This window comes from Cohnella sp. GCM10012308, from assembly GCF_042649185.1.
Classification (GTDB): Bacteria; Bacillota; Bacilli; order Paenibacillales; family Paenibacillaceae; genus Cohnella.
The window spans coordinates 126,999-151,721 of record NZ_JBHRYU010000002.1 but is presented as its reverse complement, the minus strand read 5'-3'; the positions used below and the strand labels follow the sequence as shown (position 1 = coordinate 151,721).

Sequence of the window (24,723 nt, the reverse complement as noted above, 5' to 3'; positions counted from 1 at the left end):
CGATCCTCGAAAGGTGTGAATGCATGCCGCTGCGCACAGTATTGCTGATGGTTTTGGGGCTTGGCTTTCTTTATTTGCTGTTTACGGTAGGCGCGCCGTTCCTGCTGGCTTTGATCGTCGTGATCTTCCTCGAACCGCTGACCAAGATTTTCATGACCAAGTTTAAGATGAACCGGCTCGCGGCTTCTACGGTGACGAGTACGTTGTTTACGCTCGGACTGCTGGGGCTCATGGGATTAATCGGGATCAAGATCTTCGAAGAGCTGACCTCGTTCTGGAGCAACCTGCCGTCCTATCTTAAGAGCGCCAACAGCTACATCCAGGATGCGCTCGAAAAGGCGAGCAACTCGTACAACGGCGTGGGCGGCGACAACGAGCTGCCGATCAAGCTCGAGAGCTTGACGAACAATCTGACCGACTGGCTGTCGGGTCTCGCCACGTCGATTTCCAAGCCGCTCGTCGGGTTTGCGGCCGGCATTCCTAGCTTTTTTGTCGTCATGATCGTATTTTTCGTCGCCGTCTACCTGTTCAGCCTGAGCCTGCCGACGATGATGGCTTCGTTCCTGTCCATCTTCGCGGAGGAATCCAGAAGTCAGGTATCGCAGGTCATGGAAAATTTGCGCAAGTCGATTTTCGGCTTCCTGCGCGCCCAGTTCGCGCTTAGCCTTATGACTTATGTGCTCTCGTTCGTCGGGCTGCTCATCATCGGTACGGGCTACCCGCTCGCGATCGCGCTGCTCATCGTCGTCGTCGATATTCTTCCGATCCTCGGCACGGGGTCCGTGTTGGTACCATGGGCGGCCTATATGATGCTGACGGGAGACACGTACGCCGGTATCGGACTGATTCTGCTGTTCTTGGTCATCACCGTCGTCCGCCGGATCGTTGAACCCAAGGTGCTGGGAGATGCGGTCGGCATCGGCGCGCTCCCTGCTTTGATCAGCCTGTACGTCGGATTCGAATTGGTCGGTCTCGTCGGCGTTTTCCTGGGTCCGGTCGTCGTTATCGTGTACATGGCCGCCCGCAAGGTCGGATTGATTAATCTCAAGATCAAGCTTTAGGGCCCCTCGCCCCAAGCTTGCATGCCTCCGCGTTTATCTCGCGGCGGCTTTTTTTTGCAGACAAGCCTGTCTAAATTTATCCGATCTTGTCGTTCGAACCGGGCGCATGGGCGCATAGGCTAGATCAGTACGCCGTACGGTCTATGTCTAAGGAGGAATCCGCGTGTACGACAACCAATGGCGGGAGTGGCATCCCTACGCCAGCCCCGACGATCCGTGTCCGCCCGTGCCGGTTAAGAGGTATATCGTGCCGCCCAATCAGTATATTTACTTCCAACCGTCCAATTTGCCCCAATTTCCGCTCGACGAAGCCTTGTTCAAAGGTACGCTGTGGCCCGCGCTATACAGTCCGTATATGTCGCGCTGCAACCGCAAAGGAGGCTGATGGGCGTGGCCGACAGGGAAGAAGTCGCGCACCTGAGCAGTGAAAACGGCTATTCGCAGCATGCGCCGCAGCGAGGCGGGGAGGCTTACAAGCGCGATCTGCTGGAGATCCAGAAGGTCGACTTCGCGCTGGTCGAGCTTAATCTGTTCCTCGACACGCATCCCGCCGATATGCAGGCGCTTCAGCAGTTCAACCAGCTTGCGCAGCTGCGTAAGCAATTGATGGCCTCGTTCGAGCAAAAGTACGGGCCGCAAATGGGATTCGGCAACAGCTTCAGCCGTTATCCCTGGCAGTGGGTCGACACGCCGTGGCCGTGGCAAGTGTAGAAGAGGGGGCGCGATATGTGGGTTTATGAAAAGAAGCTACAGTATCCCGTCAAGGTCGGCAAATGCGATATCCGGATGGCGCGCTACTTGTCCGAGCAATACGGCGGCGCCGACGGGGAGCTCTCGGCCGCGCTTCGTTACCTCAATCAGCGCTACACGATTCCCGATAAAGTCATCGGATTGTTGACGGATATCGGTACGGAGGAATTCGCCCACCTCGAGATGATCGCCACGATGATCTACAAGCTCACAAAGGACGCCTCGGTAGAGCAGATGGAGGCCGCGGGACTCGGTCCGCATTTCGCGAATCACGACGGCGCACTCTTTTACGAAAATGCCTCGGGGGTGCCGTGGACGGCAGCCTATATTGCTGCGAAGGGAGATCCGCTCGCCGATCTGTACGAGGATATCGCGGCGGAGGAGAAGGCGCGGGCGACGTATCAGTGGCTGATCGACATGACGGACGACGTCGATATTCAGGACAGCCTGAAGTTTCTGCGCGAGCGCGAGATCATTCATTCGCTGCGCTTCCGCGAGGCGGTCGAGATCATCAAGGCGGATCGGGATCAGAAGAAGGTCTATTGAGCATCCATCCATAGGGTACTTAAAAACGAATCCCCTTAGGCGAAGCCGCCTTAAGGGGATTATTCATGTATTTTGCGGACAGCCGCTTCAAGCGCTACGGTTTCGTGATGACCATCGCAGTGATTTTTTCAGAGTAGTAGGATGTTAACTGCCGGCAAACGTAGTCCGCCGAATACTTGAAGTCCTTCCGGATCCAAAACTTAATGACGCCGAGCGTCGAATGGATCTGGTAGCTAAGGAACATCTCGTACTCCGTCTCGGTGCTGCCGGCTTCCCGTTCAAAGGACATTTCCTCCGTGAAGATGGTCCAGGATGCCTGCTCGAGACGGTCGTATAAATTCGGGGTAAGGCGAATGAGAGAGAGAGCCTTAAATAAATCTTTATTGTTTTCAATGTGTTCAAAAATCAGCTTCGTTGAAGGGACGATGCCGTCCAGCGCGACTCTCCGGACATCCTTGTACGGCTCTCTAAGGGCATGAGTAAAGCCGTCGACCGCATCGTGAAATAAATCCTCGATCATCTCGTTTTTGTCATGGTAGTGGGCGTAGAAAGTACCGCGGTTCAAATCCGCCTGGCCGGCGATCTCGCTAACCGTAATTTCGCCGATGTCATTGTTGTCGAGAATAAGCTGGACAAGCGCCTTTTTTAAGGCCGCGACCGTTTGATGTTGTTTTCGTTTCTGCCGCTGAGAAATCAACATTTGCACCCCATATGTTCAAATCGATTCCGTTGGCCGACATTTTAATCGCAGTTGTCGGTCGTCCGACGTATTCGATCTGGCTGTTTATTGTTCGAAAGACTGCTTCGAATTTATTATAGTTTAGCATCGGTTTTGATGAAAGCGCTGTTCAAGCGGAGGATGCCACGACAAGGAGGAGCATAGGGTATGGGACGTCTAACAGGCAAGGTTGCTCTTATTACGGGAGCCGGCAACGGCCAGGGAGCGGCAGAAGCTTATTTGTTTGCGAAAGAAGGCGCCAAGGTCATCGCGACGGACATCCAGTTCGACAATGTCAGCGACGTCGTAGCCAAAATCAATAGCGAGTTCCCGGATAGCGCCATCGCTTTGAAGCACGACGTTGCTTCGGAGGAAGATTGGAAGAAGGTAGCCGAGGAAGGCGTCGGCAAGTTCGGCTTGATCACCGTGCTGGTGAACAATGCGGGGATCCTGTCCATGCAGCCGTTCCTCGAGGTGTCCTACGAAGTATGGAAGAGAGCGATCGATATCAACGCCTGGAGTCAATTCGCAGGCATTAAGACGGTTGTTCCATATATGAGACAAGCAGGGATCGGCTCTATTATCAATATCGGATCGCTGGCAAGCATCATTGCGGCAGGCGGCTTTAATCCGTATACGGCCAGCAAGGGAGCGGTCGAAGCGATTACCCGCGCCGCGGCGCTTGAACTGGGACCGGAGCAGATTCGCGTGAACTCGGTTCATCCCGGCGGCATCGATACGCAGATGACGAGAGATACGTTCACGACGGAAGAAGCGAAGGAAGCGGTTGCGAACGCGGTTCCGCTCAAGCGCTTCGGTCAACCGGAGGATGTGGCGAAGCTCGTGGTTTTCCTCGCTAGCGACGAGTCCTCCTACATCACCGGTACGGCTCAGATCATCGACGGCGGAATCTGGGTTCAATAACGATTTTCGGAAAATGGTTTCGTTCGCGTTTCTATAGGCAATGTACGAAGGGCTATCCCTACATTCATGAAAATGACTGAGGGGATGGCTTTTGCTGCGGAGTCCGGCCGGCGAACATGCTTCGCGTTAGTATGGGCGAACACTAGAAATTTGCCACTTCCGCCGGGCTTCGGTATGATGGATGAAAAAACCGAGGAGTCGACTATGAAACCGTACGATTTGCCGGAAGCCATGCTGTTCGATCTGGACGGAACGTTGTTCCGCACCGAAACGCTGCTCAAGGAAGTGCATCGCCGCGTCTTCGCCACCTTGCGCGAGGAAGGTTTGTACATAGCGCCGGAGCCGCCTGTCGAGCGCTTGCTAGGCTCGCTGGGCATGCTGCTGGAGCATATTTGGCAGAAGGTCATGCCTGACGGTTCGCAAGCCGCGCAGGACCGAGCGAATGAATTGCTCCTGCAATACGAGCTGGAGGAGCTTGAGAACGGGCGGGGCGAGTTGTACGAAGGCGTGCCGGAAGTGCTGGGCGAGCTTAAGTCGCGCGGCGTGCGGCTGTACGTGGCCAGCAACGGACTGGAAGACTACGTCAAAGAAGTGCCCCGGCTGCGAGGCATCGGCGATCTGTTCGAAGGCTTCTACAGCGCCGGCGAATACGCTACGAGCTCCAAGGTTGAGCTCGTGCGCCTGCTGCTCGAGCAGAGCGGAGCGAAGTCGGCCTGGATGGTCGGCGATCGTCATTCGGACGTCGAAGCGGGCAAAGGCAACGGCCTGTTCACGGTCGGCTGCGACTATGCAGGTTTCCGGCGCGAGGGCGAGCTGGACGAAGCGGACGTGCGGATCGCGAGCTTTTCCGAGCTGTTGGAACTGGTGCGCTGAAGCTGGACCGAGGATAACAAAAACGGGGCTGTCTCAAAAGGGTCATAAATCGACCCGAAGAGATAGCCCCGTTTTTTTTTGCTTTCAAAACATACAAGCAGAGCCTGCAAGAAGGACATCGGCAAAATCATTACCGGAGCGCAAACTGCGAAGACTGCCCGCTTAAAGCGGCGTGCACAGAAGCAAAAGGAAACCGAGAGATTCTTTTCGTTTTCCTATTTAACAAGCAGAGCGATTTTGAAAAAGTAAAAGATGTGCAACCATTTTCGTCAAATTAGTTGAATGTTACGTCTGCCGCGACTCGCTATAATTCAATTGAGGCAACGACAACGATTCGACTACGGGGGAGGCGCAAGAGATGAATAGGAGAAAATGGGCGACAGCGGGGCTGCCGCTGACGATGGCCGCGATGCTGGCGACCGCTTGCGGCGGAAATACGAACGATAACGGGGCGCAAGGGACAACCGGCGCGGTGGAAACGACGGCGCAGGAGAGCGCTGGCGCGAGCCAGTCGGCCGAAGTGAATAAGGATCCGGTCACGCTGCGATACTTGACCTGGGATTACTCCGATCGGACCGTCTCCACGGACGCCTGGATCGCCTCTCTGAAGGACAGCATGCAAATCACGATCGATATGCAGAACGTCCCTACCGATCAATATAATGTGACGTTAAAAACGAAGTATGCCGCCACCGACTTGCCTGATCTGGTGAAGACGCACGGTATCGACAGGAAGTTGAATCTGAGCGAGAAGCTGACGATCGATCCCGACCAGTTTGTCGATCTGTCCGATCTGCCGGCGATCGCCGACTTTGTCCCTTCGGTTATACAAGATCGCAAGTCGAATGAGGCCGGAAAGCTCTATTACGTACCGGTCTCGACGAATGCGCTGGGCGTGTTATACAACAAAAAGACGTTCGCGGACAACGGCATCGCGATTCCGACGACGCTGAATGACTTTATCGCCGCATGCGAGAAGCTGAACAGCGCAGGCGTGACTCCGATCGCCGCAGGCTTCAAAGACTCGTGGACGACCCAGATCATCCCCTTCATCGCGTTTGGCCAGTTCGTAAACGCCAAGCATCCGGAGGCCAAGGCGCAGTTGGCGGACGGCTCGTTGAAGTATGCCGATCTGAAGGAAGACGTGCTCAAAGCGCTTAACGTTCAATTGGATTGGATCGACAAAGGGTTCTTCCAGAAGGACATTCTTGGCACCGACATTAACGTCGCCAGCCAGATGGTCGGCACGGGCAAAGCGGCCATGCTGATTAACGGCACATGGCAGCTGGGCGCGGTGCAGGCTTCGAATCCCGATGCGGAGATCGGATTTTTCGCGCTCCCCTTAAACGCAACGGGAGAAAAGACGATTCTGCCGACATCCGCCGACGAAGGCATTCTGATCAACGCAAAATCCAAGCATTTGGAAAAAGCGAAAGAGGCGCTTAACGCCTACCTTAGCGCCGAGAACCAAACGCTCGTCATCAACGATCTGAAGGGCATTCCGACCAATACGAAAGTCCAGGTGACCGATCCCTTCGTCAAGGAAGTGCAGGCGGCTATGGCAGCTGCGGACGTCCAGTCGGATTGGTGGGGAGGCAATGGCTACTATCAGCCGAGCGGTACCGCGTTCAGCATGGACAAGTCCATCCAGAACCTGATCGCCAAAGGAACGACGCCGGAGCAATTCATCGCCGATTACGACGCGGCGAACGCCAAAGCGCTTGGGAAATAAAAGAAGCGCGAGCAGTCAATAACCGCGGTCGGCGGCTTGCGAAGCGCCGGCCGTTGTTGTTAGAAAGAAGGGAATTGTAATGATGCTAAAACGAAAAAGGCAATGGAAATTCGAGCTCCGTTGGTTCGTTTTCGTTCTGCCGGCGCTGGCGTTCTATCTCGTTTTTTTTCTGCTGCCTACGCTCAGTTCCTCTTATTATTCACTTACGGATTGGGACGGCGTCCGCAGTCGTTTTATCGGATTCGACAATTACAAGGAGCTGTTCTTGGATCGCATGATTCGGGAATCTTTTAAGAATACGGCGCTCTACACCGTCATGATCACCGTCATCCAAAATGTGTTCGGTCTGGCTGCCGCGCTTGTTCTCTCCAAGGCTTTTCGCGGCGTAACGGTGATGCGCATGTTAATCTTCATGCCTTATATTTTCAGCACGCTGCTTATCGGTTACGTATGGGGGTTCATCCTGGAGCCGAACATCGGCGCGTTGAATCAGTTACTCGACGCGGCGCACTTGGGACAGCTGAAGCTGGGCTGGTTAAGCGATCCCGGCACGGCGCGATGGATGATTATATCCGTCACGATCTGGCAGTGCCTCGGCTATTCGATGGTTATTTACATTGCGGGTTTGCAAGGGGTGCCAAACGATCTGTACGAATCGGGCAGTCTGGACGGCGCCGTCGGCTTTCGAAAGTTTTGGAACATTACGTTTCCGCTGATCGCGCCGGCATTCACGATTAATATCGTGTTATGCCTCATTGGCAACCTCCAGCTATTCAATCAAATTTACGCGCTCACGGGCGGAGGTCCCGGCTACGCGACGGAGTCCGTGGCCACGATGATTTATCAGCTCGGGTTCGGGAACGGCATCCGGTGGGGCTACGGCTCCGCGCTGTCCGTGACGTTGTTCGTCTGCATTCTGCTCATAACGCTCATGATGGTGTCTTATTTGCGCAAGAGAGAGGTGGAAATGTGAGGCAGCGGACATTTTCCCGTCTTGGAGGTTTGCTCGGCATGTTTGTATTATGGGTTGTTTCAATAGGCTTTGTTTATCCGATCGCACTCGTATTTCTGTCAGCGGTCAAGACCAAAACGGAGCTTGCCAACAATCCGTTCGGATGGCCGTCGGCGATGTCTTTCGATTCTTTTGAAACGGCTTTCCGGACGATGCACTATTTCCGCTCGTTCGCCAACACGGCGCTGATCGGAGGCATCGCCATTGTCGGCGTCGTTCTCATGGCCGCGATGGCTTCTTACGCGATCGCCCGGCGCAACAACCGGTTCTACGGCTCAATCTACTATCTCTTCCTTGCCGGCATTATCATTCCGTTTCAGATGGCGATGATTCCGCTTTACAAGCTGCTCTTAAGCTGGCATCTCATCAACTCGTACCAAGGCGTTGTATTCGTCTATTTCGGCATGCTCGCGCCGTTTTCCGTATTTCTGCTCAGCGGATTCATCCGATCCGTGCCCCGCGAGCTGGACGAGGCGGCTTACGTGGACGGCAGCGGAATTTATATGACGTTTTTTCGCATTATCCTTCCGCTTCTCAAGCCGGCCGTCACCACCATTACGGTACTCGATCTGTTTACGGTGTGGAACGACTTCCTGATGCCGATGCTGTATCTCTCCAACAGTGCCAAGATGACGATCACGGTGCAGCTGTCCGCCTTCCAGGGCATGTACTTCAACGATTGGTCGCTTATATTCGCCGGCGTGTGCTTGATCGTGCTGCCGATGCTTGCAGTCTATTTGTTCGCGCAGCGATTTATTATTAGCGGGATAACGGCCGGAGCGGTCAAAGGCTGACGACTGGAGGCGAGGGGCATTTCAAATGAACGCGGGCGACGTCCCGATAGTTCCCCATACCGGCTAGCTGCCATTCGGCGCCCGAACGAGGCGCCGAATTTTCGGTATCCGGGAATAGACTTGCGAATCGAGGGCGTAGTACACTTGCGATAATTCATCGTGCTGGAGGAATCAGGATGACCAGGACGTCCTTCGCTAACAACATGAGCTTATTCTACAAACTGTTTTACGGCATATTGACGATTCTTGTCATCGTATTTACGCTGTCCAGCGTTTCTTCCTATTTTTACGCCCGCACGATTTTCCGCGAACAGGCGATCGATTCGACGGCTCGGCTGGTCAGCAACATCAATACGGGGTTTGAGGATAATCTGGACCAGATCGATCGCATCATCATGTCGATCTATTCGGAAGCCGATCACAATCCGCCGCTCAGCCTGAAGCAGATCTTGACGAAGCCGGGCTATGCAAGCCTAAAAGAGCAGCTGAACGCCCTGCAGGTGATGGAGAGTTTTTTTCAACGTCTCATGAACTTGCGAAAGGACTTCAACAGTATCTATATCTATGTGTCTCCCGAAAAGCAGTTCTCTTATGCCGCCTATGGGAGGAACATCCCGGAGTATTCGCCGGTAAGCGAGGATTGGTACAAGGAGACGGTCAGCGCGGGCGGCAGAACAGTCATCTTCGCTCCTCACAATCCGTTTCAGCTCCAATATAATCAGAAAGTCGTTTCCTTTTCCCGCGTGCTTCGGGGTTTATCGCAAGACATGGATAAGACGGACGGCATTATTCTGATCGATTTGTCCATGGAAGCCATCGAGAGCATTGTCGACAAGGGCGGTCTTGATTCCGCTACGGGTATACTGCTGCTGGACCGCGATGGAAAAGTCGTATATGAAGGCGGGGCTAGCATCGGTCTGGACGAGCAAGCGGTTCGTAAATTAACGTCCCTGAAATCCGGCGATCGGACGTTGACGACGGAAGGGAAAAGCTACTTCGTCTCTTTTAGCACGATTGAATCTGTAGGGTGGAAAACCGTAACGCTGACCCCTTACGCGGAGATGAACCGATTCGGCAATCGACTCTTGCTGTTCGATATCCCGCTCGGCATAACCGCTCTGGCGATGACGGCGCTGCTGGCCTACTTGCTTTCCAGAAAGCTGTATCAGCCCCTTCAGGAGCTCAAGGCCGGTATGGCGCAGATCAAGCAAGGCAACTTCGATTACCGCCTCGAAGTGTCCTCGAACGACGAGTTCGGCAATCTGGTTTTTAGCTTCAACAAGATGACGAGCACGATTAAGGAGCTAATCTCGGAGAAGTACGAAGCGACGCTCGCCAAGCGGGAAGCGGAATTCAAATATTTGCAGTCGCAGATTAATCCGCATTTCATCTACAATACGCTTCAGATCCTGAGCGGCATGGCGTTGCTGTATAAAACGCCGAATATTCACACGGTATCCAAAAACTTGGCCAAGATGCTTCGTTACAGCATCAGCCTGGACCGCGCGATCGTACCGGTTCGCGAAGAAATAGAGAACGTCGTCTGCTATATGGACATTCAAAAAACGCGGTTCCGCGGTTTTTTCTCTTATGAACTGATGATCGACGAGGACACATTCGCCTGCGAGACGTTAAAGCTCGTTCTGCAGCCGATCGTAGAGAATGCGATCGTTCACGGGCTGGAGCCCAAGGAAGAAGGGGGACGTGTCGTCGTCTCCTGCAAGGCGGTAGATAACCGCCTTCGATTCGAAGTCCTCGACAGCGGCGTAGGCATGGACAGGGAGCGTCTGGCGCAGGTCATCGCGCGGCTTGACGGGGCGGATTCGCCGGAACCCTCGACTGCCGATACGAAGTCGAACTCCATCGGTCTGTCCAACATTCACAAGCGGATTCAGATGCTTTACGGCCCGGAATACGGACTGGCGATCGACAGCGTTAAAAACGAGTGGACAAGAGTCCGGATCGACATGCCGCTTACGGCTAATGAGGGGGAAATCGTCTAGTGCTCAAGGTCTTGGTCGTGGATGACGAGGAATGGACCCGAATCAGCATACGGGAAAGCATCGATTGGGCCGCGTTCGGGATGACGATCTGCGGGGAGGCGCGCAATGGTCAAGCGGCGCTCGAAGCGATTCGCTCGTCGCAGCCGGATATCGTCATCACCGACATTCGGATGCCGGTGATGGACGGGATTCGACTGCTGGAGCACATCGATGCGGAGTATCCGGATATTTTCGTCGTACTGCTGAGCGGCTACGCCGAATTTGAATATGCAAGGAAGGCGATCGGGCATCGGGCGTTTGATTATTTGCTCAAGCCCATCGACGAGGACCGGCTGCGGGATACGATGAGCAAAGCAGCGTTGAAGCTGCTTGAAGCCGGGGCTCGCAGAGACGAAGTGAACCGGATGAACAGGCAGTTGAATGAGATCGGCACGATCCCGCTGGAGAAATTTCTGACCCGCCTGGTCACGGGCACGGCCGGCGGCATGCCTGAGATTCGTTATGCCATGGCCAAGCACGGCGTGAAGGCGGACTGGGAATGCCTGGCGGTAACGGCGCTTCAGGCGGAGAACTTCCAGGCGGTGTCCGAGAGGCGTTACGGCAACGATGCGGATCTGACCGGCTTCGTTCTGCTAAATATTGTAAGCGAGATGCTCCAAAAAGAAGCGGGCTGGCTCGTCTTTCGTTTCTATGGCAAGAACGACTTGGTCGTTCTGATCAAGGGAGCGGAAAACGAGGACGAGGAAAACTTGACGAAGGCGGTTCGCGACAAGCTTACGGAAGTCGCGGCGGCTTTAGACGGTACGATCGGCATTCGGGCGAAGGCGGGCGTCGGCGGACCCGTCTCGCTGCTGAGCGACGTCCATAATTCCTATAAGCAAGCGATGGAGGCGCTCGGCAGCGTCGGTTTTTTAGGCGTCGGCCCGGTTTTGGTTGCGCGCGAGGTCAGCGGCCGCAACGATAGCTACGTTTTTCCGGAGGACAAGGAAAAGGCGGTGCTGTATTATCTCGAGAACGGCTATACGGCGCAGCTTGAGGCGTGGATCGAAGATTTCTTTTCGGATTGGGCTTCAAATGGGATGGGCCGCCCGGACGGCATTCGGCAGACGCTGCTGGAGCTGATGGTGGGCGTACGGAAGCTGCTGGCCAAATACGGCATCCAGCTGGACGAACTGCTGGGACAACGCAGCTTGCCCGACTTGCTCTGGCAGCGACTGGACTCCCTTCGGCAGATGAAGGCGTGGCTGCAAGACAGCTTGCAGCGAATCGCCGGCGCAATCGCCGACAAGCGCAAGACCGGATCCCGCAAAGCGATCTCCGACGTGATCGGGTTCCTCCATGCTCATTTTTTCGAAGAGATCACGCTTTATTCCGTCGCGGATTCCTTTTATATGAATCCGGCGTATTTGTCCCGCTTGTTCAAGCAAGAAGCGGGCCGGACTTTTAACGAGTATTTGAGCGAGATTCGAATGACCGCGGCCGCGAATCTGCTTGCAAGCGACGAAGAGCTGAAAATCGGGGATATCGCCATATTGACGGGATATGAAAACGTCAGTTATTTCATGAAGAAGTTCAAGGAGCATTTTGGACTGACGCCTTCCGAATATCGCAAGCAAAACGTCGGAAGCAAGCTGAGCATGTAAAAAAAGTGCAGTGAATCACGTAGAACTTGTTGAATGTTCCGAGAAACCGCCGCGTTTATAATGAAAACGAAACGGGCGGTTTCGCTTGACGCATATTTTGAAAGCGTTTTTTCAAGCGTTTCGCCCTCTTACCATCATGAGGGAATGGAGGCGTACGAAGAGACGGGCCCCGTTGGAACCGGCCTTGCAAAAGGCAAAAAAATTTACTCGAAGGAGAGAATCATTTGTGAAAAGCCATGTAAAAAAGACGATCTTGAGCGCCATGATGTTCGCCGTGCTGGTCATCGGCGTGTGCTTGTTCTCGAACGTGACTTGGGCCGCGTATTCGCCGGGAATTGCAACGAGCCCGACCTTGCCGCAGGACGACGTCGTCGTTTACACCGAGAAAGTGACGGACTTCGGTGCCGTCCCGAACAACGCGTCGATCGATAACACGACGGCATTCCAGCAGGCAATCGACGAAGCCTACGCGAATGGCGGCGGGATCGTATACGTACCTGCGGGCCATTGGCGGTTGAACGGCACGCTCGTCCTGAAGAGAAAGGTCACGCTGCGCGGCGAATGGAGAAATCCCGATATCGCGGGCAACGAGGCGGCACAAGGGACGATCCTTGAAACGACGGCGAACCAGAACAATCCGGGCGGCGCTCCTTTCATCAAAGTCGCTTCGAACGCGACGGTTAAAAACTTGAGCATTTGGTACCCGAACCAAACCTTTTCGAGCCCTTCAAGCTATCCCGATACGATCGCGGACGGCACGTTCGACACGGAGGACGATTTTCATCATGGCTTCGCCGTCGTCAATGTAACGATTTATAACGCCTACAAAGGCATCGCGACAGGCACCGCCGGTTATTCTCAGGAGCCGTTGATCAGGAACGTCATGATGACGGCTTTGAACACGGGCGTGCATCAGAAGAACGACTGGAACTTTGGAAATACGGAAAGCGTGCACGTATCGACCAAATATTGGATCAATTCGGGGCTGGCGGGCGCGCCAAGCTCGGGGGCTAACCAGACGCTTCTGCAATCGTATACGCGCGCTAATCTGACGGGCGTCGTGCTTGACGGTCATATCGACGGCATCAATCTGTACGATATCCGGGTCGATGACGCCAATGTTGGCATCGAGAGCGCGAACCGCTGGGCACAAATAACCAACGTATCGCTTAATAATGTCAACACAGGCGTGTATTATCATTACGCCGGCGGCCTTAACGCGGGGAACTCGCTGGTGGGCGGGACAATCAACGTCCTTCCGGGTTCGAATACGTACGGTATTAAAATGACACAGGTCGGCCAAGTGCTCATTCAAGGGATTACGATCGGCGGAACGCCGACCAACAGTGTCTACTTCGAGTCCTCCACGGAAACCTTGAATCTCATGAAAATGACGTTCAACGGCTGGACCGATTCTGCTGTCAAAGTCGTGCAGGGAAGCGCGCTGATCGAGGCGTCATCCTTCAACGCCGGAGGAACGCACATTAATTTGGACAACAGGGTGAAATCCGCTTCGATCCTCGGCAATGCTTTTACAGGCTCGCCTTCGATCGTATATGCGCCGACGCCGCAAATTTATATCGATCATACGCCGCTCGGCATTCCGGACCTGCCGGCGGTCGCTACCAGCTATGCGATGCTGAAGGAACGAAAACCGGCCAATCCGAACAATTTCTATAACATCACGACGTACGGCGCGGTCAGCGGCATCGCCAACGCGAGCACCGACAATACGACGGCCATCCAAAATGCGCTAAATGCGGCTTCCACCGCGGGCGGAGGCACGGTTTTCGTGCCCGCCGGTTACTGGATGGTCAAAGGCCAACTGACGATCCCGACCGGCGTAGAGCTCAGAGGCGTGGCGGAAGCCGCTTCGATGGGCGACAACCGAGGCTCGACCCTGTTCTCCTACGCGAACAAATACAATCCAAGCGGTACGCCGTTCATCACGATGAACGCTGCAAGCGGCTTGCGCGGGATCATGGTGTATTATCCCGAGATGGGAACGAGCAGATCGACGACCTATCCGTATTCGATCAAGGGGAACGGCAGCAACATCTGGATTCGCGACGTCAGGCTTGTCAATTCGTGGAACGGCATCGACCTTGCGAGCGTACGATCCGACAACTTCGAGTTGTCAGGCGTGTCCGGCAATGTCAGAAACATCGGAACGTATGTCAGCAACGGTTCGACCGGCGGCAAAATGGAAAACCAGATGCAGGCCTGGACAGGCGAAGGCGCGGAAAGCGCGGCGCTCGCTTTCCCCAACAACACCTTTCGGAACAATTTGTCGCTCGCCAGCACCGCATCTCCATGGCTCTTCGGGAACACGTCCAACATTACCGCGCTGCAGCTGAGCGTGTACCTGCCGGATACGGGGGTCGACGCGCAAGCGGCGGGACTGCGGTTCGTCAATAACGGAGGCACGACGAATAACTTCACATGCATTACGTGCCAAACGGATGCTTCGCCTACTGCGCGGGTCGATGCCGGCGGCACGATCAACCTGGTCGATTTCGGGGGGACGCAGACCGGACTGATTACCGGTTCGGCATTCGCAGGCACGCTGAATGTGTTCGGATACCGGTATGCCGATCACGGCACGATGGTCAATATGAACGGCGGCACGCTCAATGCGTATCAATTCACCGCTTCGCCGGAAGATATCAAATTCCAATTGAACGGCGGCACGTCGAATTTTTACGGCACCAACCTGACGTACCCTTCGCCGTATACGTCGTTTAATGTAGGCGCGTCGATCACGGCGGCCAAAATCGTGGGCGGAGCGGGTGCGGGGGGCATAGGCATCGCGAACAGCGCGGGATCGAAGCTGACGGCAAGCTATAATGTCGATACGAAGTACGTCAACAAGACAGCAACCGCAACGAGCTCGGTGGAAGACGCGAACTGGGGCGTTCAGGACGTTGTGGACGGCAATCCCAACTCGGTCGCAGGCTCCATGGGCTGGTCCAGCAATTCGTCGCTGTCGGTGAATCATACGGAAGCGCTCACCATAGACATGGGCAACGTCAAATCGCTCGCCAGAGTCGATCTGTATCCGAGAAACGACGGCGCGAACACGGGATACGGCTTCCCGGTCAACTTTACGATCCAGGTATCGGCGAACGGAACGTCTTGGACGACCGTCGTCACCAAGGCGGGTTATGCGCTGCCGGGCAATGCGGCGCAAAGCTTTACGTTTGCTCCGCAAGCGGTCCGATACGTCAAGATTGAAGGAACGAGCCTGCGGCAGAATCCGAACGACGGCAACTTGTATCGCATGCAGTTCGCCGAAGCCAGCCTGCTCGCGGTTGCCGGCGTCAGTGCGACCAGCTCCGTCGAGGATGCGAGCTGGGGCCTATCGAGATTGACGGACGGCAATCTCACGAGCGCGGCCGGTTCGTACGGATGGACGAGCAGCAATAACGTCGGCACCAACCATACGGAATCCGTTACCTTGGACTTGGGGATGGCGCAGCCGATCACGACGGTGAATTTGTACCCGCGCTCGGATGGAACGAACGCAGGCTATGGCTTCCCGATCGACTTCACGATCCAGGTGTCGGCGGACGGGACGAACTGGACGACGGTCGTAACCCGTACGGCGTATCCCAAACCAAGCAGCGGAGGCGCGCAGTCTTTTGTTTTCACCGCTCAGACGGCCCGATATGTGAAAATCGAAGGGACGAGTCTGCGGCAGAATCCGAGCGACGGCAACCTGTATCGAATGCAACTCGCGGAGGCTCTCGTTTATTAGTGCGCCTGCTGTTCGAGCGGAGCGAGCGGAAGTCGGCTTGGACGGTCGGCGATCGTCATTCGGACGTCGAAGCGGGCAAAGGCAACGGCCTGTTCACGGTCGGCTGCGACTATGCGGAGTTCCGGCGCGAGGGCGAGCTGGAAGTGGCAGACGTGCGAATCGCGAGCTTTTCCAAGCTGTAGGGATTGGTGCACTGAAGCTGGACCGAGGAATACAAAAAAGAGTAGGCTCAGAGAGCTTACTCTTTTTTGTCTGATTGTTGTGGCATCGCCTACTGTAGAGAAGGCGATGCGCAGAAATGGCCGCCGAAGGGTACGATCGCCTTCTGTAGAGAAGGCGATGGGCAGAAAGGGGCAACGTGGGGAGCGATCGCCTACTGTAGAGAAGGCGAAGCGCAATGGAGTCGGCCGCGAGACGGCTCGCTCAGAAGATCGGCCCGCCGCCAATACCGCCAATGCCGCCGCCGCCGCTTCCGGCCGTCTCCGCCGCGAAGCCGCTGCTCGCCGGCAGCCCACCGCCCGCGGCTCCGCCGGGAGCCGCAGCGCCGCCAGATCCAGCTCCCGCGCTGCCCGCTCCGGCGCTGGCCGGCAAGCGGCTTTTGCCGGTACGCGCGAGCCGCCGCTGACGGTGTAGCCACACCGCGTATTCGAACGGGCGCGACAGCGCCGTCCGGTACACGTCTGACTCTCCGGCCTGCATGAAGACCTCCCGTGCGGGCTTCGGATTAACCTCGAGCAGCCAGACGCGGCCCTCGCGGTCGATCGCCAGATCCAGCGCGAGTTCGCACAGCGCGCCGTACGTGCGCTCGAGATGCCGCGCCACGCCGATGCTAAGCGTCTCGGCGGTCTTGCGGATCTGGCCGATCCGCTCCTCGCTCCCGATCCATTCGCGCAGCAGCGTCTTCATGGGCACGGCTTTGCCGCCGCCGTGCAGATTGCTCGTGATGCTGCGCGGCGGACCGACGCGGCCGGCGCAGCCGGTCACCGCCCATTCGCCTTCGCCGTTTTTTTGCACGAGCATCCGGTAGTCGTGCACACGTCCGCTCGGCAGCCGGATATGCAGCCCTTGCTGCGCGATATAGCGGTCTCCGTGTTTATCCCACGACCGCAGCACGCTGGCGAGCTGCTCCCTGGATACCCGTCGCGGCGTCACGATATGCCGGCCGTGGTCGCGTCCCTGAACCGCGTAGGTGCCGTCCTTCATCCGCTCCACGCGCAGGATGCCGCGTCCGCCCGTGCCATTGATCGGCTTCACGTACACGAGCGAATGCTTGCGAAGCATGGCCTGCACATCTTCCGGCGAGTCGTAGAATCGGGTCGCAGGCAGGTGAGGCTCGAACGCGGCCACCTTGCCGAGCGTCCGGTGAACGGTCCATTTGTTGCGAAGCGGACGGTTCAGGAACGTCAGGTGGCCGTATTTTCGCCTGAAGGCGAGCAAACGCTGGAATCTCGGGCTGCGCTGAATGCGGCAGCGGTCGTAGATCAGCTGCGGGAACCGGACCCACTTGCGCTCCCATGTCCGGGTATCCGTGCTGTAGAACATCGCGAAAATGCGGTCGCCCGCCTCGTCGACGTCGTCCGGGGTGAAGACGAATACGGAAAGGCCGAGCTTGCGCCCGATCGCGGTCATACGCGCATAGACGGGTTTTTCCTCCAACATCTTGCGGTCGTTCAAATACAGCGTCAATATGCCAAGCGTCGGCTGCGCCGCCACGTTCGTCACCTCGGTCCGGAATCTGCCGCATGGGCAAGCGTAACGGCTTCACTGTGGTTTTACGGAATTATCTTCGCTCTTGATTGCGCCGACGATGAATATATTGGCCGTATTGGAAAATGCGCTCGAGCGACTTTTTGCGTATATGCGGCTCGTCGAATTTCATCGGCTTCGAGTTCGCCTCGAAAAACCACAGATGTCCGTCCTCGTCGACGCCAAGGTCCATGGACATTTCGAACAGACGGCTGAGCGAGGATCGCTCGATCCGCGCCGCCAGCACAAGCACGGTTTGACGGACCTTCGTGAATACCTGCTGCGCCTTTTCAGGCCCGAACACAGCGGCGAGCAGCCGCTCCGGGTCTTCGATCGTGCCGCCGCGCGGCACATGCGTCGTGATGCTAGACGAGCCGGCCATTCTGGCGCCGATGCCCGTCAGCTCCCAGGCGCCGTCCGCGTTTTTCTGCACGAGCGCGCGCAGGTCGAAGGGGCGGCCGCTCACCTTCGCGAGCGCGATGCCCTGCTGGGCGATATACGGCTCGGATTGGTTTTTCGCATTGGCGCGTACCCGCAGCCAGAGCCTGTTCAGCGTCGAGCAGTGGTACGTGTTGCTGCCTTTTTCGTCCTGCACCTGCAAGCGGTACGGGAGATTCTTTTCCGGAGAGATCCTGACCGTCATGATCCCGACGCCCGCCTTGCCCATGACCGGCTTGAGATACACGAGCGGATGGCGCTTCAGCATGCCGGACAGCACCGTCTGCTCGGTCAGCCGCTTCGTCTCGGGGACGAAGCCGCGCGTCGTCTTATACTGGCTCAGCCATTTGAACAACGACCATTTATTGAAGAAGCGCCGGTTGAAAAACGCCATGTCGGGCTGGCTGGCGATCCTGGCCAGCTTCTTGCGCACCCAGGGCAGTCTCTCGTCCTCGCGCAGCGGTATGCGGTTGTACACGACCGTAGGGCGCGGAAACCAGGATTTGAGCCAGAGATCCTTCGCAGCGTTGTAGGTGAAGCCGAGCACGCGAGGCGCGGAGAGCTTCAAATTCCGGACGGTCACAACATAAGCCAGGAAGCCTTGGTCCTCGCCGGTCTTCAGCAGGTCGGCGAAGTTCTGTCGGTTGCCCCTGAACAACTGCAGGTCGTCGTCGATCGTCAAGATCGCGAGGACGGGCTTCTCCTGCGCCTGCACGTTCGCGCTTCCGGGCGCCACGGCAAGCACGCCCGGTTCTGCTCCGGCTGGTCGTAGCATCAGGACTCATCCTTCCTGCGGAATTTGCTGAGATAGAGGCAGTGATCCAGGATATATTCGAGCGAGGCTTTGCCCTGCTCTTTAAGCGCGGGGTGCTTGAAGATCGAGCGGCCCGGCTTCGCGTTCGCCTCGAACATCCAGATGTCCCCGTCTTTGTCGATACCGATATCCAGGCCGAGCTCGCCGAGCGTATGCGAATAGTTGCGCTCGATCGCTTCGGACAGCTTGACGGCCGCATCCTTGGCATTTTGCAGCACCTCGGACGAGCGGTCCCCGAATGTCCGGCTCAGCGCCTGTTCGGGCGTCATCAGCTGCCCGCCGTTTTTAACGTGAGTCGTGACGCTGCCGCGGCCCGCTTTTTTCGCGCCGATGCCGGCTACGACCCAACGATTTTCGCCGTTTTTGTGCATGTGGAAGCGGAAGTCGATCGGGCAGTGGTCGATCTCGATCAGCCTTATTCCCTGCTGCACGACATAACCGGACAACCGCGCGCCGTGGCGGGCTCTCAGCATGCGGATCAGGCTCGCGAAGCTGGTGAACCGCAGCAGGACGTTGCTCGTGCCTCTCCGGTAACGGACGAAGTAGCCCCGCTTCGGATGGTACGTCAGCCTGTAGATGCCCATGCCGAGGCTGCCGCCCGTCGGCTTGTAATAAAGGAAGTGATGCTTCTCGAGCAGCTCTTTGATTTTCTCGGAAGTCGGATTGTTGATCGATTCAGGGAGATGGGCGAGCGCCTCCGGATCGTTGTCCAGCAGGCTGTACACGTCGGACTTGTTGAAGAACGTCCAGTTAAAAATCGGGATGCGCCTGCGGACGAACTTCTCCCGCAACGAGGTGATATAGCTGCCTGTCTCCGCGCGCCGGCTCGGAAGCCGGTTGTAAACGACGTCGGGCAGCGGCACGACGCGGCGCACCCAGCCGCCGCCGCCGTCGAGAAACCAGCCGTGCACCGTTTCCTGCTGCCAGTTGATATCCTTGGGCGTAAACGCAAAGAAATAAGCTTTTTTCTGGCCGATCGCGAGGAGCTGCTTGACGAATCCGGTCCGGGAGCCGAAGGGGGCGACCTGCGAGCGGTTGCCGTCGGTCAGTACGCCGATCAGCGGTCCGAGCTGGATCTCGTCGCCGTTCGCTTCGGCCAGATAGACGTTGCCCGACTTCGGGACGCGCACGGAGCGCCGCAGTCCTGCGGACAGGAATACGTGGTGCCCCTTGCGCTTTACGGTCTTCAGGGCGGCGGGCACGACATCCCGGCCTAGCTTTACGTTGATCGTTTTGCGGCCGTCAATTTTCAGCATTTTGGCGAGCGGGCTGGACAGCCACACGACCTTCTCCGCCTGCTGCGTGAAGTGAACGTTGCACAAGGTCAAACTCATGACATACCCTCCCAGATGATACAAGCAGGATGTAACGCGCATAGGCCAAAGGGTTGTTGATCGCATCCGACATCGCCGCGTCTCCGGCCTCCGCCATGGATGCGCGTCCGGGCTTCGTGTTCGCTTCGAGGAACCAGACCCGGCCTCCGCGGTCGATGCCGTAATCGAGGCCGAGCTCGGCGAAGCGGCCGTACATTTGCTCGAGCCGGGCAACGATGCTGCCCGAAGCCTCGCGCAGTCGTTCGAGCAGCCGGACGGCTGTCCGTTCGCCGAACAATTCGGCGAGATACGGGCCGGGCGGTCTGGCGACGCCGCCGCCGTGAAGGTTGGCCGTCACGGATTCGGGCGCGCCCGTCCTGACCGCGATTCCGGTCATGACCCAGACGCCGCCGCCGTCTTTTTGCATAAGCGCGCGCAGGTCGAAGGGCTCGCCGTCCGTGCCGCGAAGCGCCAGCAACGGCTGCATCAGGTAGGGGCGGTGACCGACCCAGGCGCGAACCTCCCGCAGCGCTTCGCGGCGCGGAAGCCTGCGCGCACGCACCAAGGCTCCGGAGGCGTCCCTGCCGCTCAGCGTCCAGCTGCCGCCGGGTGTCGCGGCAATCGCGAGCGCGCCTTTTCCTTGCGAGCCTCCGGAGGGCTTGAGAAATGCGGAGCCTCCCCTCGCCCCGACCCAGGAGACGAGCGACGCGACGCCCCGGTAAGCGGCAGAAGGGGGCAGCAGCGGGCGGATCTCGGCGCAGCGGGACAGCGCGCGGAGCACGGCGGTCTTGCCGGGCAGGCTGCCGTTCAGAAGCCTGAATCCGCCTCGTTCGCGCATCGTGCGCAGCGCCGCAAGGCTGCGGTCGCGGGACTCGCGCCCGTCAGGCCATAGACGGTCGTAGAGCAGCGCGGGAGCCTCTACGGTCTCCCGCCGCCAACTGCCGTCCGTATAGCGCCAGCCGGCGACCGCGTTCGTGCGGCTGTCCCAGGTCGCGGGATCGAAGGCATACGCGACGAGCGCATGCCGGGGAGCGGCGGCCATCAGACGCCGGATGAAGTCCGCTTCGGCGAACGGCGCAGCCGTCCCCCCGTGCGTGTATTCGCTTCGTTCGCAGACCAAAATGCCGATCGGGCGCAGCTCGCTCCCGTTCGCCGATCCTTCGCTCCGCGTGCGGTCGCGCCGGAAGCTGCCCGTCGCGCGGCGTGCGCCGCGGCTTTCGCCGTCAGAAGCCTGCAAGGTAACGGGCATATTGAATCATCATCCGCACGGACGGGCGGATTTTCCCCTCGTTTAGTGGCGTATTGTCGTTTTTAGAAGGCTTCGAATTCACTTCCAGCAGCCATACCCGTCCCGACGTATCTAGCGCCAGATCGACGCCGAGCTCGCCGAAGTGGGCGGGGATGCGCTCGTCGACGCCCCTGGAAATATCAAGGGCAGCCTTGTGCAGCCGCGCCGAGACGTCCTTGCGGGCGCCCGGCGCCATGTTCGACCTGGCGACCGCCTCCTTCACCGTGGACAGCGTGCCGCCGCGGGCGAGATTGGATACGTAATGCTGACTGCCCGCGATTCTGCCGACGATGGACGTGACGACCCATTTCCCCGATGCGTTTTTTTGCGTCAGCGCGCGGAAGTCGACCGGCCTGCCGCCGACTTCGATGAGCGTCAAGCCCTGCTGAATCAAGTACCGCACGGTTTTCATCTTGCCGCTGATCGCCGAAAATACTTTTACCAAGTTCGGATACGTTTGTTTGCGCGTGCCTACGGGGGTCGTGAACGAAGCCGTCCAGCCCTCCTGGCCCGCGCGGCTGAGCCGGATGATGCCTTTGCCGAGACTGCCGCGAACCGGCTTGAGAAAGACGGACGCGTACCTGGCGCACATGCTTTTAAGCGTCGTGTAGCTTTGCAGCGAATGGGATTCGGGCAAATAGCGCAGCACTGCGGTGTCGCCTTTGAGCGCATCGAACACTTCGGATTTGTCCAGGAACTTCTCGTTGAACACTTGGGCGCCGTAGCGCTGCTTGATGTCGATCAGAAATTGCTGGACGCTGGATTTGTTCTCGAGCTTGCGCGAGGTCAGCCGGTTGTTCACGACATCCGGCGCCGGCAGGACGGCCTGATGCCAGCCGCCTTGATAGACCCAGCCCTCTACGCCGCCGCTCCGCGAACCTATTCCGCCGGGCGTGAAGAAGTAGACGAACGCGCCTTGGCTGCGGCACGCGTCCACCAGCTCCCGGCAGAACATCGTAATGCTGCCGAACGGCTTGTCGGGCTGCGTCGGATAGTCCCGGCTGACCAGCACCCCGATGACGGGGCCGAGCGACAGCGTGCGGGAACCCGAGCGGTACTGAAGGTGCAGCGGCGTGCCCGAGGCGAGTCCCAAGCGCCTGGCCAGGGCGTGCCCGACGCGTAGCCCGTCGTATCGGGATACGGGGACCACGGTGACCGTTTGGCGAAAGGAACCGAACTGCAGGATAAGCTGCTGCTGGGCCGGGATTTTGGCTGCCTTCATCACCGAATCCCCCAGCATCAGGACGTCGTCGGCCATTATGCCGGAGCTTACGACCTGGACGTCGACCTTTGGGGTAGGCATGTGGACGGCTCCTTCCAACGTGCTCGCAGTCCGCCCTTGAACGGCCCGCGAAGGGCCGCCTTGCGGACGCAGGCGAGAATACACCATCATATGAGGACATCTATCCATAGGTGATTGGCCGGCTCCGCCTAAAAAACGCTATACTGTTAAGAAACGAACGATCGGGAGGCCGTGGGATGAGGAATTCGCTGCCTCTTTGGACAAGTCACTTAAGCGGGATCGTGCAGCTTCGCTTGCCGCTTCCCTTCGCGCTGAAGCAGGTGAACGCTTATTTGCTGCAGGCTGACGACGGCTGGACCGTAGTCGATGCGGGTCTGCGCACGCCGGAAGCCGAAGCCGCATGGGAAACGTTCATGTCGCAGGCCGGCTTGGAATGGCGCGACATCGCGCGGATCGTGGCGACGCATTACCATCCGGACCATTACGGCCTGTCGGGCTGGCTGCAGACGCGCACGCAAGCGGAGGTCTGGCTGTCGGACACCGCGTCCCGGTACGCGCGGCGATTGTGGGGGGAAAACGAGACCTTCTCCGCGGAGCTGGTGAGCGCCTTCCGCGCGCACGGTCTGCCGGAGCCGCTATGCGACGGCATAAGCGGACATCTGGCGAGCGTCAAGCGGCAGGTGCTGCCGCATCCGGTCCGGACGCGCGCGATCGGAGCGGGAGACTTGCTTTGCTTCGGAGGCGCAAGGTGGGAAGCGATCGGCGGCGAAGGCCATGCTCCCGGGCATCTGGCGTTCTACGATCGCGAACGCCGGATCATGCTGTGCGGCGATCAGGTGCTGCCCGACATCACGCCGAATATCGGCTGGATGGCCGGCGGGGATCCGGACCCGCTCGGCTCGTACATGGATAGCCTGGACCGATTGGCGGCTTGCGAGGTCGACATGGCGTATCCGGGGCACCGGGAGCCCTTCGCCGGCTTCGGCCGTCGGGTAAGCGAGCTGCGCGACCATCATGTCCGGCGGCTCGCGCGCATGGAGGCGTTGGCTGCGGACCTGTCCGCCATAAGCGAAAAAGAGCGGCTGACGGCGTTCGCGATGTGCGAGGCGCTGTTCGGGGGGCGTATCGGCGGCAACCCGCACAATTTGCGATTCGCGATGGCGGAGACGATCGCGCACCTGGAGCGAATGACGTTCGAAGGAACGCTCGTTCGGGACCGGGAGAGCGATTCGGCTTCCGGCCCCTCGCGCATCTATTACCGGCCGGCGCGCTGAGCGGCGAGTTGCACCACGTAAGCGGGCGACGGGCACAGGGAACATTACCCGCGCTCGTCGTGTTTTGGACATAGCAAAAAAACACAAAAACGCCTCCTGGACGAGCGCTTCGACGCGCGCCAGGAGGCGTTTTGCTTATGCATGAGGACGGCCCTTCAACATAAAACCGTAAACCCTAAGCCGTTAAGTCTGGTCGCCGAGCGCTTCCTCGACGGCCTCGCGCTCCGCCTGCTTGCGGTGGGCGATCCGGCTGGCGGCGGACGCGGCGATGGCGCCGACGATATCGTCCAGGAACGTGTGAACGTCCTTGCCGTTTTTCTCATTGAGCTTCTTGAGGACGCCCGGCTTGAACTTGTCGACGTAGCCGAAGTTCGTTAGGCCGATGCTGCCGTACACGTTGACGATGCTGAGAGCGAGCACCTCGTCGCAGCCGTAGAGGCCCTCGTCGTGCCAGATCATGTTCTGCAGCGGGGGCAGCAGCTGGCCCTGCTCTGCGAGCATGTCGAGCTGGATGCCGGTCAGCACGGCGTTCTGCACTTCGCGCTTGGACAGCACGGCTTCGACGTTCGTTACGCATTCGTCGAGGGTCAAATCTTTAAAATAATCCTTTTGCAGCAGCATGACCAATTGGCCGATTTGCTCCTTGGCGACTCCGCGCTTGCCGAGCCAGTCCATGGTCGCCTGGGCGACTTCCTTGCTATTAAGCCGGTAGTTGGCCGGATTGGACATGACGCACACCTCTTTCTTGTTATCGCTTCCGTTGCAAGCGATCACGATCATTATATTCCTCGCCC

General features: G+C 58.0%; 22 protein-coding genes. 15 read left to right on the top strand and 7 right to left on the bottom strand.

The genetic code is table 11. The features are described 5' to 3' along the window. Positions 1-23: 23 nt before the first annotated feature. The 4 genes from ytvI (at position 24) to ACFOTD_RS03940 (ending at position 2,357) form a co-directional block, all read left to right on the top strand. Positions 24-1,061 carry a sporulation integral membrane protein YtvI gene (gene ytvI, locus ACFOTD_RS03955; protein ID WP_378115947.1) on the top strand — a complete coding sequence of 346 codons (1,038 nt, stop codon included), beginning with the start codon at positions 24-26 and terminating at the stop codon, positions 1,059-1,061. Between the two features lie 163 nt (positions 1,062-1,224). Next, the gene (locus ACFOTD_RS03950) at positions 1,225-1,446 is read left to right on the top strand and encodes a spore coat associated protein CotJA (protein ID WP_378115945.1); all 222 of its coding nucleotides are present in this window, start codon (positions 1,225-1,227) and stop codon (positions 1,444-1,446) included. A 98-nt stretch (positions 1,447-1,544) separates the two neighbouring features. After that, complete coding sequence (locus ACFOTD_RS03945; RefSeq protein WP_255374468.1) at positions 1,545-1,772, top strand: spore coat protein CotJB; 228 nt, start codon at positions 1,545-1,547, stop codon at positions 1,770-1,772. 15 nt (positions 1,773-1,787) lie between these two features. Then, complete coding sequence (locus ACFOTD_RS03940) at positions 1,788-2,357, top strand: manganese catalase family protein (RefSeq protein ID WP_378115943.1); 570 nt, start codon at positions 1,788-1,790, stop codon at positions 2,355-2,357. A 94-nt stretch (positions 2,358-2,451) separates the two neighbouring features. On the opposite strand, the gene ACFOTD_RS03935 is transcribed toward ACFOTD_RS03940, so the two are convergent. Further along, positions 2,452-3,057, bottom strand: coding sequence for a TetR/AcrR family transcriptional regulator (locus tag ACFOTD_RS03935; protein WP_378115942.1), 606 nt, complete (start codon positions 3,055-3,057; stop codon positions 2,452-2,454). 186 nt (positions 3,058-3,243) lie between these two features. Here ACFOTD_RS03935 and ACFOTD_RS03930 point away from each other — a divergent pair, with 186 nt between their 5' ends. The 10 genes from ACFOTD_RS03930 to ACFOTD_RS03885 all read left to right on the top strand — a co-directional run bounded on the left by ACFOTD_RS03930 (position 3,244) and on the right by ACFOTD_RS03885 (position 15,995). Then, positions 3,244-3,999 carry an SDR family NAD(P)-dependent oxidoreductase gene (locus ACFOTD_RS03930; protein WP_378115940.1) on the top strand — a complete coding sequence of 252 codons (756 nt, stop codon included), beginning with the start codon at positions 3,244-3,246 and terminating at the stop codon, positions 3,997-3,999. 204 nt (positions 4,000-4,203) lie between these two features. After that, entirely contained in the window at positions 4,204-4,872 is a 669-nt protein-coding gene (locus tag ACFOTD_RS03925; protein WP_378115938.1) for an HAD family hydrolase, read from the top strand. 44 nt (positions 4,873-4,916) lie between these two features. After that, the gene (locus tag ACFOTD_RS03920) at positions 4,917-5,150 is read left to right on the top strand and encodes a transposase (RefSeq protein WP_378116483.1); all 234 of its coding nucleotides are present in this window, start codon (positions 4,917-4,919) and stop codon (positions 5,148-5,150) included. A gap of 80 nt (positions 5,151-5,230) precedes the next feature. Further along, complete coding sequence (locus tag ACFOTD_RS03915; protein ID WP_378115936.1) at positions 5,231-6,604, top strand: ABC transporter substrate-binding protein; 1,374 nt, start codon at positions 5,231-5,233, stop codon at positions 6,602-6,604. 79 nt (positions 6,605-6,683) lie between these two features. Continuing rightward, entirely contained in the window at positions 6,684-7,577 is an 894-nt protein-coding gene (locus ACFOTD_RS03910) for a carbohydrate ABC transporter permease (protein WP_378115934.1), read from the top strand. 38 nt (positions 7,578-7,615) lie between these two features. Beyond that, positions 7,616-8,410, top strand: coding sequence for a carbohydrate ABC transporter permease (locus ACFOTD_RS03905; RefSeq protein ID WP_378115932.1), 795 nt, complete (start codon positions 7,616-7,618; stop codon positions 8,408-8,410). Positions 8,411-8,586: 176 nt separating this feature from the next. Then, positions 8,587-10,413 carry a cache domain-containing sensor histidine kinase gene (locus tag ACFOTD_RS03900; protein ID WP_378115930.1) on the top strand — a complete coding sequence of 609 codons (1,827 nt, stop codon included), beginning with the start codon at positions 8,587-8,589 and terminating at the stop codon, positions 10,411-10,413. Next, positions 10,413-12,056 (top strand): response regulator, encoded by a 1,644-nt coding sequence (locus ACFOTD_RS03895; RefSeq protein WP_378115928.1) that lies wholly within the window; start codon positions 10,413-10,415, stop codon positions 12,054-12,056. Before ACFOTD_RS03900 ends, ACFOTD_RS03895 begins: the two co-directional genes overlap by 1 nt. A gap of 226 nt (positions 12,057-12,282) precedes the next feature. Beyond that, positions 12,283-15,813 carry a discoidin domain-containing protein gene (locus ACFOTD_RS03890; RefSeq protein ID WP_378115926.1) on the top strand — a complete coding sequence of 1,177 codons (3,531 nt, stop codon included), beginning with the start codon at positions 12,283-12,285 and terminating at the stop codon, positions 15,811-15,813. Next, the gene (locus ACFOTD_RS03885; RefSeq protein ID WP_378115924.1) at positions 15,813-15,995 is read left to right on the top strand and encodes a hypothetical protein; all 183 of its coding nucleotides are present in this window, start codon (positions 15,813-15,815) and stop codon (positions 15,993-15,995) included. Before ACFOTD_RS03890 ends, ACFOTD_RS03885 begins: the two co-directional genes overlap by 1 nt. Positions 15,996-16,236: 241 nt before the next feature. Here ACFOTD_RS03885 and ACFOTD_RS03880 read toward each other — a convergent pair whose 3' ends face one another. Genes ACFOTD_RS03880 through ACFOTD_RS03860 form a run of 5 tightly spaced genes read right to left on the bottom strand, consistent with a single transcriptional unit; the run spans position 16,237 to position 22,715 of the window. After that, positions 16,237-17,535, bottom strand: a complete 1,299-nt coding sequence (locus ACFOTD_RS03880) for a YheC/YheD family endospore coat-associated protein (protein ID WP_378115922.1) — start codon at positions 17,533-17,535, stop codon at positions 16,237-16,239. Between the two features lie 58 nt (positions 17,536-17,593). Further along, positions 17,594-18,772 carry a YheC/YheD family endospore coat-associated protein gene (locus ACFOTD_RS03875; RefSeq protein ID WP_378115920.1) on the bottom strand — a complete coding sequence of 393 codons (1,179 nt, stop codon included), beginning with the start codon at positions 18,770-18,772 and terminating at the stop codon, positions 17,594-17,596. After that, positions 18,772-20,145 (bottom strand): YheC/YheD family endospore coat-associated protein, encoded by a 1,374-nt coding sequence (locus ACFOTD_RS03870; protein WP_378115918.1) that lies wholly within the window; start codon positions 20,143-20,145, stop codon positions 18,772-18,774. The genes ACFOTD_RS03875 and ACFOTD_RS03870 overlap by 1 nt, the downstream gene beginning before the upstream one ends. After that, positions 20,054-21,373, bottom strand: coding sequence for a YheC/YheD family endospore coat-associated protein (locus ACFOTD_RS03865; RefSeq protein WP_378115916.1), 1,320 nt, complete (start codon positions 21,371-21,373; stop codon positions 20,054-20,056). The genes ACFOTD_RS03870 and ACFOTD_RS03865 overlap by 92 nt, the downstream gene beginning before the upstream one ends. Further along, complete coding sequence (locus ACFOTD_RS03860) at positions 21,348-22,715, bottom strand: YheC/YheD family endospore coat-associated protein (protein WP_378115914.1); 1,368 nt, start codon at positions 22,713-22,715, stop codon at positions 21,348-21,350. The genes ACFOTD_RS03865 and ACFOTD_RS03860 overlap by 26 nt, the downstream gene beginning before the upstream one ends. Positions 22,716-22,891: 176 nt before the next feature. Between ACFOTD_RS03860 and ACFOTD_RS03855 the strand changes: the two genes are divergently transcribed. After that, on the top strand, positions 22,892-23,929 hold the full coding sequence (locus tag ACFOTD_RS03855) for an MBL fold metallo-hydrolase (protein WP_378115912.1): 1,038 nt from the start codon (positions 22,892-22,894) through the stop codon (positions 23,927-23,929). A 183-nt stretch (positions 23,930-24,112) separates the two neighbouring features. Here the strand turns inward: ACFOTD_RS03855 and ACFOTD_RS03850 are convergent, their stop codons facing one another. After that, entirely contained in the window at positions 24,113-24,658 is a 546-nt protein-coding gene (locus tag ACFOTD_RS03850) for a phosphatidylglycerophosphatase A family protein (RefSeq protein WP_378116481.1), read from the bottom strand. Positions 24,659-24,723 lie beyond the last annotated feature (65 nt).